This window comes from Rhodococcus sp. 15-649-2-2 (genome assembly GCF_002258645.1).
GTDB lineage: Bacteria > Actinomycetota > Actinomycetes > Mycobacteriales > Mycobacteriaceae > Rhodococcoides.
Window position 1 is genome coordinate 119,129 of the sequence record NZ_NPFM01000028.1, and the last position, 12,959, is coordinate 132,087.

General features: G+C 62.0%; 29 protein-coding genes. All 29 read left to right on the forward strand.

From position 1 onward, the window contains the following. Positions 1-89: 89 nt before the first annotated feature. The 29 genes from CH305_RS18300 (at position 90) to CH305_RS18430 (ending at position 12,956) form a co-directional block, all read left to right on the forward strand. On the forward strand, positions 90-302 hold the full coding sequence (locus CH305_RS18300; RefSeq protein WP_094704501.1) for a hypothetical protein: 213 nt from the start codon (positions 90-92) through the stop codon (positions 300-302). Then, the gene (locus CH305_RS18305) at positions 299-592 is read left to right on the forward strand and encodes a hypothetical protein (protein WP_094704502.1); all 294 of its coding nucleotides are present in this window, start codon (positions 299-301) and stop codon (positions 590-592) included. The genes CH305_RS18300 and CH305_RS18305 overlap by 4 nt, the downstream gene beginning before the upstream one ends. After that, complete coding sequence (locus tag CH305_RS18310) at positions 589-987, forward strand: hypothetical protein (RefSeq protein WP_094704503.1); 399 nt, start codon at positions 589-591, stop codon at positions 985-987. The genes CH305_RS18305 and CH305_RS18310 overlap by 4 nt, the downstream gene beginning before the upstream one ends. After that, on the forward strand, positions 984-1,238 hold the full coding sequence (locus CH305_RS18315) for a glutaredoxin domain-containing protein (RefSeq protein WP_094704504.1): 255 nt from the start codon (positions 984-986) through the stop codon (positions 1,236-1,238). Before CH305_RS18310 ends, CH305_RS18315 begins: the two co-directional genes overlap by 4 nt. After that, positions 1,235-1,435: a hypothetical protein gene (locus CH305_RS18320; RefSeq protein ID WP_094704505.1), complete on the forward strand. Its 201-nt coding sequence runs from the start codon at positions 1,235-1,237 to the stop codon at positions 1,433-1,435. Before CH305_RS18315 ends, CH305_RS18320 begins: the two co-directional genes overlap by 4 nt. After that, on the forward strand, positions 1,432-2,229 hold the full coding sequence (locus CH305_RS18325; RefSeq protein WP_094704506.1) for a hypothetical protein: 798 nt from the start codon (positions 1,432-1,434) through the stop codon (positions 2,227-2,229). Before CH305_RS18320 ends, CH305_RS18325 begins: the two co-directional genes overlap by 4 nt. Further along, entirely contained in the window at positions 2,226-2,606 is a 381-nt protein-coding gene (locus CH305_RS18330) for a hypothetical protein (RefSeq protein WP_143545309.1), read from the forward strand. Before CH305_RS18325 ends, CH305_RS18330 begins: the two co-directional genes overlap by 4 nt. Then, entirely contained in the window at positions 2,603-3,010 is a 408-nt protein-coding gene (locus CH305_RS18335) for a hypothetical protein (RefSeq protein WP_094704508.1), read from the forward strand. Before CH305_RS18330 ends, CH305_RS18335 begins: the two co-directional genes overlap by 4 nt. After that, on the forward strand, positions 3,007-3,357 hold the full coding sequence (locus CH305_RS18340; protein ID WP_094704509.1) for a hypothetical protein: 351 nt from the start codon (positions 3,007-3,009) through the stop codon (positions 3,355-3,357). The genes CH305_RS18335 and CH305_RS18340 overlap by 4 nt, the downstream gene beginning before the upstream one ends. A gap of 453 nt (positions 3,358-3,810) precedes the next feature. Continuing rightward, a complete protein-coding gene (locus CH305_RS18350) occupies positions 3,811-4,074 on the forward strand; it encodes a hypothetical protein (RefSeq protein WP_094704511.1) in 264 nt (87 codons plus the stop codon). Next, positions 4,071-4,235 carry a hypothetical protein gene (locus CH305_RS29080; RefSeq protein ID WP_179278334.1) on the forward strand — a complete coding sequence of 55 codons (165 nt, stop codon included), beginning with the start codon at positions 4,071-4,073 and terminating at the stop codon, positions 4,233-4,235. The genes CH305_RS18350 and CH305_RS29080 overlap by 4 nt, the downstream gene beginning before the upstream one ends. Beyond that, the gene (locus CH305_RS29085) at positions 4,232-4,393 is read left to right on the forward strand and encodes a hypothetical protein (RefSeq protein WP_179278335.1); all 162 of its coding nucleotides are present in this window, start codon (positions 4,232-4,234) and stop codon (positions 4,391-4,393) included. Before CH305_RS29080 ends, CH305_RS29085 begins: the two co-directional genes overlap by 4 nt. After that, a complete protein-coding gene (locus tag CH305_RS18355; protein WP_094704512.1) occupies positions 4,390-4,659 on the forward strand; it encodes a hypothetical protein in 270 nt (89 codons plus the stop codon). The genes CH305_RS29085 and CH305_RS18355 overlap by 4 nt, the downstream gene beginning before the upstream one ends. 169 nt (positions 4,660-4,828) lie before the next feature. Beyond that, positions 4,829-5,083 (forward strand): hypothetical protein, encoded by a 255-nt coding sequence (locus CH305_RS18360; RefSeq protein ID WP_094704513.1) that lies wholly within the window; start codon positions 4,829-4,831, stop codon positions 5,081-5,083. Then, complete coding sequence (locus tag CH305_RS18365; protein ID WP_094704514.1) at positions 5,076-5,432, forward strand: hypothetical protein; 357 nt, start codon at positions 5,076-5,078, stop codon at positions 5,430-5,432. The genes CH305_RS18360 and CH305_RS18365 overlap by 8 nt, the downstream gene beginning before the upstream one ends. Before the next feature lie 226 nt (positions 5,433-5,658). After that, the gene (locus CH305_RS18375) at positions 5,659-6,261 is read left to right on the forward strand and encodes a metallophosphoesterase (protein ID WP_094704516.1); all 603 of its coding nucleotides are present in this window, start codon (positions 5,659-5,661) and stop codon (positions 6,259-6,261) included. Next, positions 6,258-6,590 (forward strand): DUF6221 family protein, encoded by a 333-nt coding sequence (locus CH305_RS18380; RefSeq protein WP_094704517.1) that lies wholly within the window; start codon positions 6,258-6,260, stop codon positions 6,588-6,590. The genes CH305_RS18375 and CH305_RS18380 overlap by 4 nt, the downstream gene beginning before the upstream one ends. A 2-nt stretch (positions 6,591-6,592) precedes the next feature. Further along, positions 6,593-6,982, forward strand: coding sequence for a hypothetical protein (locus CH305_RS18385; RefSeq protein ID WP_094704518.1), 390 nt, complete (start codon positions 6,593-6,595; stop codon positions 6,980-6,982). Continuing rightward, positions 6,975-7,124 (forward strand): hypothetical protein, encoded by a 150-nt coding sequence (locus tag CH305_RS29090; RefSeq protein WP_179278336.1) that lies wholly within the window; start codon positions 6,975-6,977, stop codon positions 7,122-7,124. Before CH305_RS18385 ends, CH305_RS29090 begins: the two co-directional genes overlap by 8 nt. 277 nt (positions 7,125-7,401) lie before the next feature. Then, a complete protein-coding gene (locus CH305_RS18390) occupies positions 7,402-8,997 on the forward strand; it encodes a TROVE domain-containing protein (protein WP_094704519.1) in 1,596 nt (531 codons plus the stop codon). 232 nt (positions 8,998-9,229) lie between these two features. Beyond that, complete coding sequence (locus tag CH305_RS18395) at positions 9,230-9,634, forward strand: hypothetical protein (protein WP_094704520.1); 405 nt, start codon at positions 9,230-9,232, stop codon at positions 9,632-9,634. Then, positions 9,627-9,794: a hypothetical protein gene (locus CH305_RS29095; RefSeq protein ID WP_179278337.1), complete on the forward strand. Its 168-nt coding sequence runs from the start codon at positions 9,627-9,629 to the stop codon at positions 9,792-9,794. The genes CH305_RS18395 and CH305_RS29095 overlap by 8 nt, the downstream gene beginning before the upstream one ends. Continuing rightward, complete coding sequence (locus tag CH305_RS18400; protein ID WP_094704521.1) at positions 9,791-10,087, forward strand: hypothetical protein; 297 nt, start codon at positions 9,791-9,793, stop codon at positions 10,085-10,087. The genes CH305_RS29095 and CH305_RS18400 overlap by 4 nt, the downstream gene beginning before the upstream one ends. Continuing rightward, the gene (locus CH305_RS18405; protein ID WP_094704522.1) at positions 10,084-10,635 is read left to right on the forward strand and encodes a DUF5565 family protein; all 552 of its coding nucleotides are present in this window, start codon (positions 10,084-10,086) and stop codon (positions 10,633-10,635) included. Before CH305_RS18400 ends, CH305_RS18405 begins: the two co-directional genes overlap by 4 nt. Then, a complete protein-coding gene (locus tag CH305_RS18410; RefSeq protein ID WP_143545310.1) occupies positions 10,632-11,030 on the forward strand; it encodes a DUF6221 family protein in 399 nt (132 codons plus the stop codon). Before CH305_RS18405 ends, CH305_RS18410 begins: the two co-directional genes overlap by 4 nt. Positions 11,031-11,142: 112 nt before the next feature. Next, positions 11,143-11,907, forward strand: a complete 765-nt coding sequence (locus CH305_RS18415; RefSeq protein ID WP_094704524.1) for a hypothetical protein — start codon at positions 11,143-11,145, stop codon at positions 11,905-11,907. A 198-nt stretch (positions 11,908-12,105) separates the two neighbouring features. Next, a complete protein-coding gene (locus tag CH305_RS18420) occupies positions 12,106-12,312 on the forward strand; it encodes a hypothetical protein (protein WP_094704525.1) in 207 nt (68 codons plus the stop codon). A gap of 96 nt (positions 12,313-12,408) precedes the next feature. Further along, complete coding sequence (locus CH305_RS18425) at positions 12,409-12,669, forward strand: hypothetical protein (RefSeq protein ID WP_094704526.1); 261 nt, start codon at positions 12,409-12,411, stop codon at positions 12,667-12,669. Further along, positions 12,666-12,956 (forward strand): hypothetical protein, encoded by a 291-nt coding sequence (locus tag CH305_RS18430; protein WP_094704527.1) that lies wholly within the window; start codon positions 12,666-12,668, stop codon positions 12,954-12,956. The genes CH305_RS18425 and CH305_RS18430 overlap by 4 nt, the downstream gene beginning before the upstream one ends. Positions 12,957-12,959 lie beyond the last annotated feature (3 nt).

The window sequence follows — 12,959 nt, forward strand, 5'->3', positions numbered from 1 at the left end:
CCGGGCAGTTACTCGATGAAATTCCCGACTGAACAACTACCTAGATTCGACCATCCCGCACAGCAGAACCTTCACCTCAAGGAGAACTCATGAGCACCACATCCCAGTCCACCTCACGCTCAACCGGTATCGGCTTCACCGGGGCACTGTTCCTGGTGTTCCTCGTCTTGAAGCTGACGGGGGTCATCACGTGGTCGTGGTGGGCAGTCACCGCGCCACTGTGGGGCGCGTTCGCACTTTTCCTGGCCGTGATCATGTTCATCGCCGTCGTCGCGTTCGTCACCGCGGTCGTGAAGCGATGACCATGTGGAATCAGCAGCCGCGTCAGCAGCACATGGAGACCGAGCAGATGGCGGCGATGGAGAAAGCGCGTGAGAAACGGGAACGAGAAGCTCGGCGCGCGAAGCTCACCACCGAACTGAAACTCGAAGCGCGGGATCACATCACACTCGCGGACCTGGACGAGATCATGGGGCAGACCGCGAACTGGGATCGGAACACCGTCGTCTCCGTCAACACCAAAACCTATGACCAGCGTGGCGAGGCATACCTGCACACCATCTCGGTGGTTGCAGGTCGGGTCGCAAGATGACCGGGCCGCTGGTCGTGAAGCTCCCGTACTTGCGGCCACCATTGTCTCTCAACGATTCCGGTGCAAGCCAAGGGGCAATGTTCGCGAAGGCCAGAACCATCAAGGAAGTTCGGCAGACGGTGGCGTGGCTCGCGAAAGCTGCGAAGCTGCCGATCGGTGTCCCGCACGCTGTCGTCGAAGTCCACTACCGGCCCGCGACGCGCGGACGTCACGACGCGGACAACGTCGTCCTGTCGAGTAAGGCCATCTTCGATGGTCTGGTCGACGGCGGCCTCGTCCCGGACGACATCCCCGAGCTGATGTCGAAACCCGAAGTAGTGCTCCACAAGTCCGGGAATCCCGGAATGTGGCTCGAAATCACTGTTCTCGATTCTCCGAGGGAGCTACCCGAATGAAGGTCACCGTCTACTCGTCACCGAACTGCATGCCGTGCCGCGCCACGAAACGTGCACTCACGAAAGCGAACGTCCCGTTCACCGACATCGACGTCTCCGAGGACGCGACGGCCGCTGAACACCTCAAGACCCTCGGCTTCAAGTCGACACCCGTCGTGGAAGTCGAACTGCCCGACGGGATGGATCGGTGGAGCGATCACCGTGAGAACAAGATCAAAGCCCTGGCGTCGATCGCGGAGCGACCAGCATGAGCGTCGAACACGAGCATCAGTGCGAACGCACCATCGTGACGACAGTGCACGAGATCGACGGCCTGAAACGGCAACTGGCGGAGGCCCTCGCAGCGATCGAAGGGGCACGGGAAGTATGCATGCCGCACCCGTTCCGAATACCACTCGCAGACTTCGCGTTACGTGGGGAAGTCCTGGCAGCATTGGAGATGTCATGAGCGGCGTCATCGACACGTTCGTCGCCCGCGGCACCGGCAATGCGCCCGGCCCTCGGAACGACATGTGCGGGCTCGTCACCCGCAAGCTGAACCCTGAGAAGTTCCGGCTGTTCGATGTGAACTACCCGGCCACCATTGGCCGTATCGGTGCATCGGACGGTCGTGGGGTGCCGATGGATGAGTGCGTCGAGATCGGCGTTCAGGACCTCGCGAGGCAGGTTCTCAACTCACCGAACCGCGCCGGCATCGTCTCGTACAGTCTCGGCGGCATCGTCGCATCACGGTTCCTCGAGCGGGTCGAGCGTGGGGAGTGGCTGAACAGGAACGGGTCGAAGCTCGATATTGCGTTCGTGGTGAACATCGCGAATCCGGCTCGTGCTGCTGGGGATTCGATCGTGCCCGCACCGGGATTCGGTCTGCATTCGTCGCACGGGAAGTGGCCGGCGAGCACCGTCGTATATGAGCTCGCCAACCCCCGCGACATGATCTGCTCGACCGATCGGTTCAGTCCGGCTCGGCGGATCGCAGCGGGAGTATCCCCGTACGCGGCGCTCGAGCTGAACGAATCTGATCCGTTGAAGAGGCTCGACGGGTTGCGGTCGACGGACTGGCTCGCACGCCTCCGGAGTGGTTCGTACACCGCGGCGGCCGCTGGGTTGCTCGGGTATCTCGTGCCCTACGGCAACCCGCCGCGCACCACACACACGGCGTACGGCGTGGAGTTCGTGCCGGGTACGAACGTCACGTGGACGGATTGGGCTGCGGCTGAACTGAACAAGGGGTGGGGGAAGTGAGCGCGGCGGAGGCCCGTATTGCGGCCGCACTCGCAGAGCACCGTTTCCGGGAGCCCGAGCGTGTGTGCACCTGTGGTGTGCTGTGCGGTGTTGTGTGCGACAACCTGACGTATGCCGAGCACCTGGCGTCTGTGGTTGCTGCCCTACCCGACATCGCCGTGGTGGAGTTGCCGCTGGGGAATGTCCGCGAATACGGCGGATTCTCCTGGGGTGCCGACGAAGACGACGAAAACCCGACCGTCACTGCGACTGCTGGGTACGACACGGTCCGCCTGTATCAGGAAGACGCACGGCATACGAGTCAGGACGCTGTGGAGATCGCGGGCTTCCTGCTCGCTGCTGCCAGGGCTGCTCGCACTGCGGGAGGCCAACAGTGAACGGCGACAAGCTCAGGGTGCAGGTCGGCGACGTTATTCGGCAGGGCAGAGGCGACTACTCCCAGACCGTAATCATTGTCTGGACCAATCGGTCGTACGTCCCCGGTGCCACCACCGCGACGGCGACCGAGTTTGAGGCTCCAGCCGAGCGAGCCCACCCTGCCGATGCCATCTGCTTAGCGCCTCCCGTGGGTGACGGCCAATTCATGGGAACAGCGCTGTTGCCGAGCTTCATGACCTACTTGGGCTTCCTGAATTACACCGACGACGAGCAGACTGCTGCCGACGAAGCAGATGACGAGTACGCCGCACGGGATGGTCATACGTGGGAGGTCAACCTGCCAGGCTATGAGCACGTGGCCACGCCTTGGTGGGAGACGTTCCGTCAGGTGGATGCGGCATGACCCCGGGGGAGTTGGCGGCGATCGCAGCACGAGCGGACGCAGCGACGGTAGGTCCGTGGGAAGTCGCTACCAGCCGCGACGTGTATTCCGCTGTCATTGCACCGGCAGGCGGCGCAACGGTCGGCATGGACTTCGAGAGTGACGCCAACGCCGAGTTCATTGCGCATGCCCGCGAGGATGTGCCGGCGTTGTTGGCTGTGCTGCGGGAACGGGACAACACCATCGCACGAGTACGGGATGTTCTCGACGACTACGACCACCTCGGTATCGAACCCATCCCGACGCTTTCGGCGCACGCGTGGATGCATGAGGTTCGCGCTGCCCTCGACCCACAGGAGACGGAATGAGTAACCCAGACCGTTGGTGCCCGAAATCGCTCACCGAGAAACTGTGCGCGCAGCAGGTGTTTGCACCAGACGCATTCACTCGCAACGAGATAGGTCGCTTGGTGAACGTTCTCGCGCTGCACAGGCCGACGGGATCGAACGGTAAACACGGAAACCTGCACACGCCGACGTGCGGCTGCGAAGACGCTGAGTCGGGGGTGGTGTTGTGAGCGCAGTGAACCCCGTCGAGCATTGCGCGCACACCGAGGTATCGGTAGAGGTTCACGCCGAAGCCGCTGGCGTAGACGCTATCCGCCATGAGATCCGCAAGCGATGTGACTTATGCGGCCTCGTGTTAGCCGAACCCATTCACAACTACGGCTGCGACGAGTGGTGTAACCACTGTCAGGTATGCGGCGAAGGAGCCCTGTACGGCTCGCGCTGCCATGACCATCCGATCGTCGGAGGTGCGCAGTGAACCCCACACACATCATCGCGGAGGCGCTGTTGGCTTTCGATGACGGAACAGCATACGAACTCGCCGCCCACGCGATGTCGAAGCTGACGGAACACGGCTACAGCATCATCCCCACGCCGCGCACAACCAGGTTCGGCCACGAGTTCATCGGAAGCGACCCGGAATGCTGCTGCGCTGGCATAGGTGCCGGCGAACTCTGCGGATACCCGATTTGGAAACACACCGCCTTCTCCATTGCCGCTGAGGGGGAGAAGGCATGAGCACGCTCGCCACGAACGGCATCTACCTCAACCACAGGTACGCGGTAGAACTCGCCGCGTCGATCGCAGCCGAAACCGGGGACCGAACACGAGTGCAGCAACTCCCCGGAAACCGGCGACTCTGGGAGATCGTCTGGGCTACCGATGGAGACGTGCGATGACCACTCATGAGCTCGAGGAGGACTTCTCCGCGCAACTCTCCCGCGGCGACAGTCGATGGTGGTGCTCCTGCGAGAAGTGGAGTACCCCGATCTGGCATACGCCGCATGCGGTTCGGGAGCACGCGGGGCATGTGCGAGAAGTCGAGGGGGAGCAGTGAGCACCGACAGCTACGAATGGCGACCGTACATCTCGCCGATCGAACCGCAGCACGCCGACGAGGAAGCCGCCGAATGCATGGAACGGGAACGTATCCGCATCGCGGCAGAAACCCTCGGAGTCGATTTCGACGAACGGCATGTGACTGCAGCGACTTGGGATCTCGCCGGCTTCGAGGACGGCTACCACAACATGTGGCGAATCAAGCACGGCGTCGATTCGGATCTCGTTGCCCGGGTCGCCGATGTCGCGAGGTGGAACACATGACCGGTGAGCAGTTGGTGGAGTGTCGTGGTCTTCATGGTGAGCGTATCGCTGTGACTGATGTGGAGTTGAACAAGGCGTGGTGGCGTGGGATGCCTGGCCGTCTCGCTGACCGTCGCCGGGCGTTGGGGTATCCGGTGGGCAGTCCTGAGCGTCGAATGTTGGAGGAATCATGAGCGATCGTGCGTATGAGATTCACATCGCGGAGTTGTCGATTCGTCAGCGTGCTGTGCGGGAGGGGCGAGGGTTGTCGCGGATGGAACGCCAACACCTGGCGAAGCTCGCGGCGGAGGCGAAGGAGCTCGCGGACATGTTGGAGGCGGAACGCGCCGCCGACTACAGGCCCGCAACCGAATACCACCTTCCCGCACCAGCGTCCGATCCTGTCCGTCGCCGCAACGTAGGAGATTGGGGACCCGATGCCTGAAGTCTTTTCACCGGTCGCGATCGAGCAGAAGATCGCCGACGTATCGAACCGCATCGCCACCGGTGTGAACCTCGCGGACGAGAAGTACCGGGCGTTCCTCGATGCGGACCGGGCCTACGATGCAGCGTTCGCGAAGGCGTACATGGCGTACTCCGGCCCCGCCCACGCGAAGAAGTACGCGGCCGAGCTCGACACCACCGACGAACGCGCCGCCCGCGACGTCGCTGACGCTGCATACCGGTACACAGACCGACGTACCCGCGCCTACCAGGATGAGCTTCGGAGCCTTCAATCAATTGGGGCCTCGGTCCGCCAAGCATATTCAGTAGCAGGAAGGAACGAGACATGAGCAAATTGGCAGCCATGAAGACGAGTACTACGTACACGGGTCACGGTGCCCCTCACTCACACGAGTATGTCAACGGTGCGGAATGGTCGTCGTCTGTGGATGCGGGAGATGGTTCGGGGCCGCACCGCCACAAAGTGATCGACGGGAACGCGTACACCGATAGTGCCCGGTTGGAGGGCGGGATGATGCACAACCACCAGCTGCCCGTGATCGCAGAAGTGACGCAATGAGTGTCTGGTTCTGCTCGGATCTTCACGTCGGGCATTTGAAGGTTGCGGAGACCCGGGGGTTCGATACTGCCGCCGAGCATGACGTGTCGATCTTCGCTTCCCTCGAGGAGACGTTGAAGCGTGGCGACCAGTTGTGGATCCTCGGCGATGTGACGGTCGGTGGGACTGGCGCGGAAACGCAGGCCCTGTCCCAGTTGGGCACGCTCGCCGAGATCCTGGGTGTCGAGCTGCATCTCATCGCAGGGAACCACGACTCGTGCCACCCGATGGCGAACCGCAACAGTCACACCCGGCAGAGGGTGTTCCTCGAGGTGTTCTCGTCGGTGCAGTTGTTCGCTCGCCGGAAGATCGCTGGGCAGCCGGTTCTGCTGTCTCACTTTCCGTACGAGGGCGATCACTCCGAGACGGATCGTGGTGTGCAGTACCGCCTGCGGGATGAGGGGGAGTGGCTGCTGCACGGCCACACTCACAGCCAGGTGGCGATCGATGGGACCCGGCAGCTGCATGTGGGATGGGACGCATGGAGTCGACCTGTTCACCTAGATGAGATCGCGGACATCATCATCACCGCCGCGACCACGACGGAAGGCAACGCATGACTATCATCGAGTTCCTGGAAGCGCGCCTCGCCGAGGATGAACAACTCGCTCACGAGTCGCACTCGATCCTTCTACTGATCGGCAACGACACTCGTGTGCTCGTTGAGGGTTCCGATGAACGCAACACCTACCGGTTCATCGAGAGGTTCAATCCTGCCCGGGTGTTGCGTGAGGTAGCGGCGAAGCGAGCTCTCATCAAGTCGACAGTCAAGCGAATCGAGGAAGGTTGGGGCTACCACGACAACGAAGGCATCATCTGCGCTGATCTCCGACCGATGGCTGAGATCTACTCTGAGCATCCGGATTTCGCATCGATCGATTGGGAGTAGCCATGACCGAACTCAGACTGACTGCGGAGATCGTGGACCAGCTTTCGTTGGACTACAACAAGGCCCGGCGCGAGTCGGGTGTCAAGGAGTGGCAGTGTCTCACCGAGCGGCTGATCGAGGAGTACGTAGAGATTGAACGATTTCAGCCGTCGAAGACCTTCCCCTCTGCTGTGTATCGTTCTTCGCCGATTCGTCTGGCGACGGAACACCCGATCGATTTCTTGACGGACCGTCGCTCGCAAGTGCCGGAGGAGCGGTGGTCGCGTATCGAGGAGGCGACGTACCGACTGTCCAATGGGGTAATCACCGAATTGACGGTCAAGGCTGCGGTGAAGCCTTCGGTTGGGGAGTGGCGTGAAGTCGACACCGGAGTCGGGGGTTCTGGTGAGTAAGCGTGTGGAGCGTGCCCTGTTCCGTGGTGAGCTTCTGTCGGTGTTGCGTGAGCAGGTGGTGGTGTTGCGGCGTATTGCGGCGGTGATGGAACGGGATGCACTGGTGCAGGTGGATGTCGAGCGCGAATCGTCTGGTGGATGACGGTGTAATGCGTTACACTCGGTGATGAGAGCGGGCCGGAGCTGATCGGTTAACTCCTGCTAAGAGAGAGACCCGGGTTCAAATCCCGGCATCCTCCGGGATGTAGCTCAGTGGCCTAGAGCGCTTAACCCCGGTCGGCACAACACGCCCGCTCTCGCAGAACATCACGATGTTGCGGGCCGGATTCCAGCCGGTTATCACTTGGGATGATCACCCCGGTTGGAGATGACACGCCCGCAACCTTCGTTCTGCCCACCACCCTTTCCGGGAGCCGAGCATGGACATCCTCACCACCGTCAACACGAAGCGCACCTCCCAGGCAGAGCAGGCCGACTCCCGCCAGGCCCAGAACGCGGCCGGCGGATTCACCTTCACCGTCACCCCCGAGACCCGACTGCGCCGGTTCCTGACCCTCGGCACCGACGGTGGCACGTTCTACACATCAGCTGCCGACCTAACAAAGGACAACGCCCAGGTCGTCCTCGACTTCGCCGCGAACAACACCGCCACCCTGGTGCGCGAAGTCGTGTCCATCTCTCAGGCCGGTCGTGCACCGAAGCAGAACCCCGCCTTGTTCGCCCTCGCAGCAGCAGCGTCCCTCGGTGACGATGACGGCCGGAAGCTCGCACTCGCAGCCCTCCCCGATGTGGCACGTACCGGAACACATCTGTTTCTGTTCGCCCAGTATGTGGAGCAGTTCCGTGGGTGGGGCCGCGGCCTACGCCGAGCGGTCGGGAATTGGTATCTCGACAAGCCGACCGATGCTGTCGCGTATCAGGCGGTGAAATATCGGCAGCGTGAAGGATGGTCGCATCGAGACCTCCTGCGCCTCGCGCACCCGATCACCGATGACGCTGCCCGGAAGGCCCTGTTCGACTACATCGTCCGTGGATCCACTGATGGAGTCCCTCGTATCGTGGAGGGGTTCGAGAAGGCTCAGGCGAAGCCGCACAAGGCCGCGAAGTATGTCACCAAGTACGGGTTGTCGTGGGAGATGCTGCCCGATTCGGCATTGAACGATCATGAGGTGTGGGAGGCGCTACTGGACAACGGTGTACCGCAGACCGCGTTGATCCGCCAGCTTCCGCGCCTGACTCGGATGGGCCTGTTGGATCCGATGGGAAGCCGCACCGCGTTGGTCGCTGCGCAACTCGCCGACCCCGAACGTCTACGGAAGGCCCGTGTCCATCCGATCAACGTGCTGGTGGCGCAACGCACCTACGCGTCCGGGCATTCAGCTCGAGGCGGAGCGGAATGGACCCCGTCACCTGCCATCGTCGATGCGTTGGATGCGGCGTTCTATGCGGCGTTCGGTGCGGTGGAGCCGTCGAACAAGCGGCACCTACTAGCCCTGGATGTGTCGGGGTCGATGATGTCCCCGATATCAGGTCTTCCGTTGTCGGCGCGTGAGGCATCCGCTGCGTTGGCGTTGGTGACTACAGCGACGGAGCCGGCCCACATGATCGTCGGATTCACCTCGAGCCGCACAGGATTCAGGTCAGGCACCGGGTTGACGCAACTCAACATCAGCCCCCGACGCCGCCTCGACGACGCAATCCGCGCCGTCAGCAACCTCCCGTTCGGTGGAACGGACTGCTCACTGCCGATCATGGCCGCGCTGCAGCAGAACATCAAGGTCGACGTGTTCAGTGTGTACACCGACAACGAGACATGGGCTGGACCCATTCATCCGCATCAGGCGCTGCAGCAGTACCGGCGTGAGGTAAACCCGAACGCGAAGCTCGTCGTCGTCGGTATGACCGCCACCGAATTTTCGATAGCCGATTCGAATGATTCTGGAATGTTGGATGTCGCTGGGTTCGATTCGGCGACACCGTCGCTCCTGTCTGGGTTTGCTCGCGGTGACATCTGACGCTCGCGCTCAGCAGGCGCGTGAGCATCACCGGCAAAGCCAGGAAGCGGAGTCGACCGCTGAGCAGCATCGCCTGGTGCGGAATCAGTTGGTGCGGTCGTTACGGGCTGATGACCCGGAACGGTGGACGTACAAGGCGCTCGCTGCCGCAGTCGGGTGCACCCCTGAGCTTGTAGCAGCCATCGTCAAAAACCGAGTCCCATAGGCCCGGATTCCGAAAAGGGAGCACAGCATGACTTACGTGAAACCGCAGGTCCGCATCGCAGCCGTACTCGGGAAGCACTACGCGGTCTCATTCGGGTTGTGTTTGTGCGGATGGCGAACGACCCGCACGAAAATCGGCGAATCCTGGCGTCCTGAGTTCGACGAACACCAGGCCGAATTGGTTGCTGCCCTCCCCGATATCGAGATCGTTCCGGCTGGCACCAGCACGGCGATGGGTGCGTTCGCCGCCGGTTCGGTCACGAAGCAGCGTGTGCTCGAGGACATCGCCTACGTGCTCACCGGCTGGCGTTACGAGGAGCCTGAGGACACGTGGGCCGCTGTCGCTGCCATCGCGAAGGGCATGGGCAACGGCGCGCTGGTAGCCGAGATCGAGAAAAGCTACACCGCCGATGAGGTGCGCACCGATGGTTGATCGCCTCGAAGCTGAGTTACGTGAACTGGAGCGCACCGATCCGGATGTAGCCGATGCCGCTGCCCGCCTCGAAGCGCTACCTGACTATCTCGCGCGCACCGAGCGGTGGCAGGAAGCGCGCCGCAAGGTACGCGCTGCGGCTGAGGAGGAAAAGCGATGAGCGCGTCGGGGCGAACACTACCGCCGTTCCCCACCGACGACGTGACACTGCACATGCTCGAAAGAGCCATCGACACCACTGCGGATGCACGTGACAACGGTGAGTTCACGCTGCCGCAGCTGCTCGACTTTCTGGCAAATTACGACCCTGCCCGTTCCGTCGACACTGGCGACCGGATCGACGGAATCCCGGTGTTCGACCATCCTGACCAGATTTACAGCGAGAGTGACGTTATCCGGTCTCTGATCGCTACCGTTCGAGGCCTTCGCGCCAATGAAAGCGAGAAGCTATGAGGAAGATTCCGACCCTGTTCGTCCGCGACTCTGAGGATCGCGCACATGTGCTGGCTGAGGTGAACCCTGAATGCCAGTGGGTGATTGACGGTGAAGGTGTGGCGACCCGGAAGTGGGACGGCACTTGCACTCGCCTTGATGAGTCGGGGGAGTGGTGGGCTCGCCGTGAGGTGAAGCCCGGCAAGCAGCCGCCCCCGAATTGGGTTGAGGAAGAGGCCGATCCGGTCACGGGGAAGCGTGTTGGTTGGGAGCCGATGGCGCAGTCAGCGTTCGCGAAGTTCCATGCCGAGGCGCTGCACTCGTGGACGGGTCTACGGGCAACAGCCGGCACCTACGAGCTTGTCGGCCCGAAGATCAACGGCAACCCCGAAGGCCACGCGACGCACCTACTGATGCCGCACGGTACCGACCTACTGCTCTCGTCGCCACGGGACTTCGCCGGCCTCCGCGAGTGGATGGCGGGATGGTCGGACGACAATCTTGAGGGGGTTGTGTGGTGGCATCCTGATGGTCGCCGAGCGAAGCTGAAGGTGAAGGACTTCCGATGAACGTGGCCGATTTTCTGGAAGCCCGCCTAGCTGAGGATGAAACCATCGCGTGGGAGGCAGTGACGGTTGACGGCCAACGCTGGGTCACGGATGGCCCGTTCGGAACTCCCGAGTTCTACCACGTGCAAGGTGGCTACATTGAGCCTGTCGCCGTCAGTTTGGCGAAGTCTGCTGCTGTTCATGTAGCCCGTCATGATCCCGCCTGGGTATTGCGTGATATCGCGGCAAAACGGGATGCGATTACTGCCGCCCGGCGAGTACTCGAAGCCCCAGTGAACGGTGAGCTTCCCGAGGCACCGCGGCTTGCTGAGCAAATGCTGTGCGCTCTCGCTGGCGCTTATTCCGACCATGATGACTTCGAGCCGGAGTGGTTGAGGATCGTGAAGTACGGATGATTGGAAACGTGACTGATTTTCGGCCATGACCTGCGATGTCGCGCTTCCTTAGTGACGCTAACGAGTGTATGATCGAACGTGTTCACCTGCCCGGCAACAGGAGTCGTGACACATGACCGTTCAAGACCGCGCAGACCACATGTATCTTTCCCGCGAAGAACAGCGGGAGTTCATGAACCTGATGGTGAAACTGCAGTGGGTGGTGGAGGAGCTCGACGTAACCCTCACTCGGCAGTCCCAGTTCGGGAGTAAGTACGAGACGGGTAAGTCGACGGAGACACCGGTGGTGTTCCACGAGACAGCATCTGAGATTGCGTACGAACTGCACGGCACGGTCAGCGTCTGGGTGAATGAGGTGTGCACGCAACGTGGCCTGGAGTTTCCGGGTGTGGATCGGACAGGAAGGATGGCGCGCTGGTTGTGGCAGCACGTCATCGACCTTGCGTTGATCGAGGAAGCCGCGACGGCCCTCGATGAGATCCGGCACGCCCTGAAGCGGGCAGAACATGTCGTCGACCGACCACTGGGCCGCATCTACGTCGGACCGTGCGGCACCGACTCGGACACCGGCCGTTGCGCCGCCGACCTGTATGCGACACCACTGAAAGCTGAAGTGCAATGCAAGATCTGCGGTGCCACCCACGAGGTCGAGAAACGACGGGAGGCATTGCGGCAGGAAGTGAGAGGGCTTCTCGGCACCGCGGTGGAACTCTCTCGGATGCTGCCGTGGATTCTGGATTCACCGGTGCGAGAGAACACGATCCGGCAGTGGGCGAAACGGAAACGCCTCGTCGCTCACACTGTGGATGGCACAGGTCGACCGATGTACAGGGTCGGGGATGTCATCGACCTCCATGTGTTGGCGAAGGCAGGGTGACACGCCGATCTTCCCGCTACTTGACAGGACTGTCACGCCGCCATCTGTTAGGCTTTAGCCGTTAGGCGTGGTTGATCCCCTGGGTCCCACGCTTTTTCTGATTCTTGGGGTGGTTGTGGCTTCCCCACCACCATGGTCCCGCACCTCTCCTCGGCTAAGCGGGCACGCCACCCCAACCAACTTCGCGGAGATGCACAGATGCCGAACGTGATGCAAGAGTTGAAGTCTGCAACTGAATGCCGAGCAGCGGCCCTCGGGCTCTTGGCCGCTGCCGACCAGTCCGACGACCGCGTGACGCGTGACTACCTTGTCGCCGCCGCGCAGGTGTACGCCATCTTGGCGACCTCGGCAGAGACGATCTATTCGGTCACGCCGTCGCCGACATCAACCAAACCAGGAGCCTGACATGCTGTTCGGATATCCGTTCTCGACGTACCTGTCGGTGGCCAAGGCGATCATCGGCATCGCTGGCCTGATCATTCCGCTGCTGTCCCTGTTTTCATGATCGGGCCGTCGGCAACACTGTCCGGTGCGCATGCCGATCCACTGACCGACCAGTCGGAGTGGACGGAGCTGGTCGATGTCTCGCAGATCCCGTACGAGATGAAGGTTGCGATGCTCGAGGCATGCGCATCGGCATCCCGCGCGGTCACCGCCATCTGCGGCATCGACCCCGAGCCGTTCGTGACCGAGATGTGCGACATCGCTGCGCAGTCCATGGACGACGCGGGTGTCCTGCCGATGGACAGCCGAGACCTGTGAGTGACCCGAACGAGACTCTGCAGCAGGCGATCACCCGCACCCTGGATCCTGATCGGCCGCAGCCGCCGTACCCGACCACCGAACATCACACAGTCAAAGCCCTCGCGAAAGACCTCAACGGCCTGGCGTTCGGTGAGCAGGACTGGCACCAGAACTTCCGCACCGCCGACCCCTACTACGGCAACCTCGCCCAAGCCATCTTGAATGCGCAGGCCGGGTGGGTGTTCGACATGGCATCTCATGTGTGGGTGACGAAGCAGGAACGTGATGCCCGATCTGTGGGCTGAGCT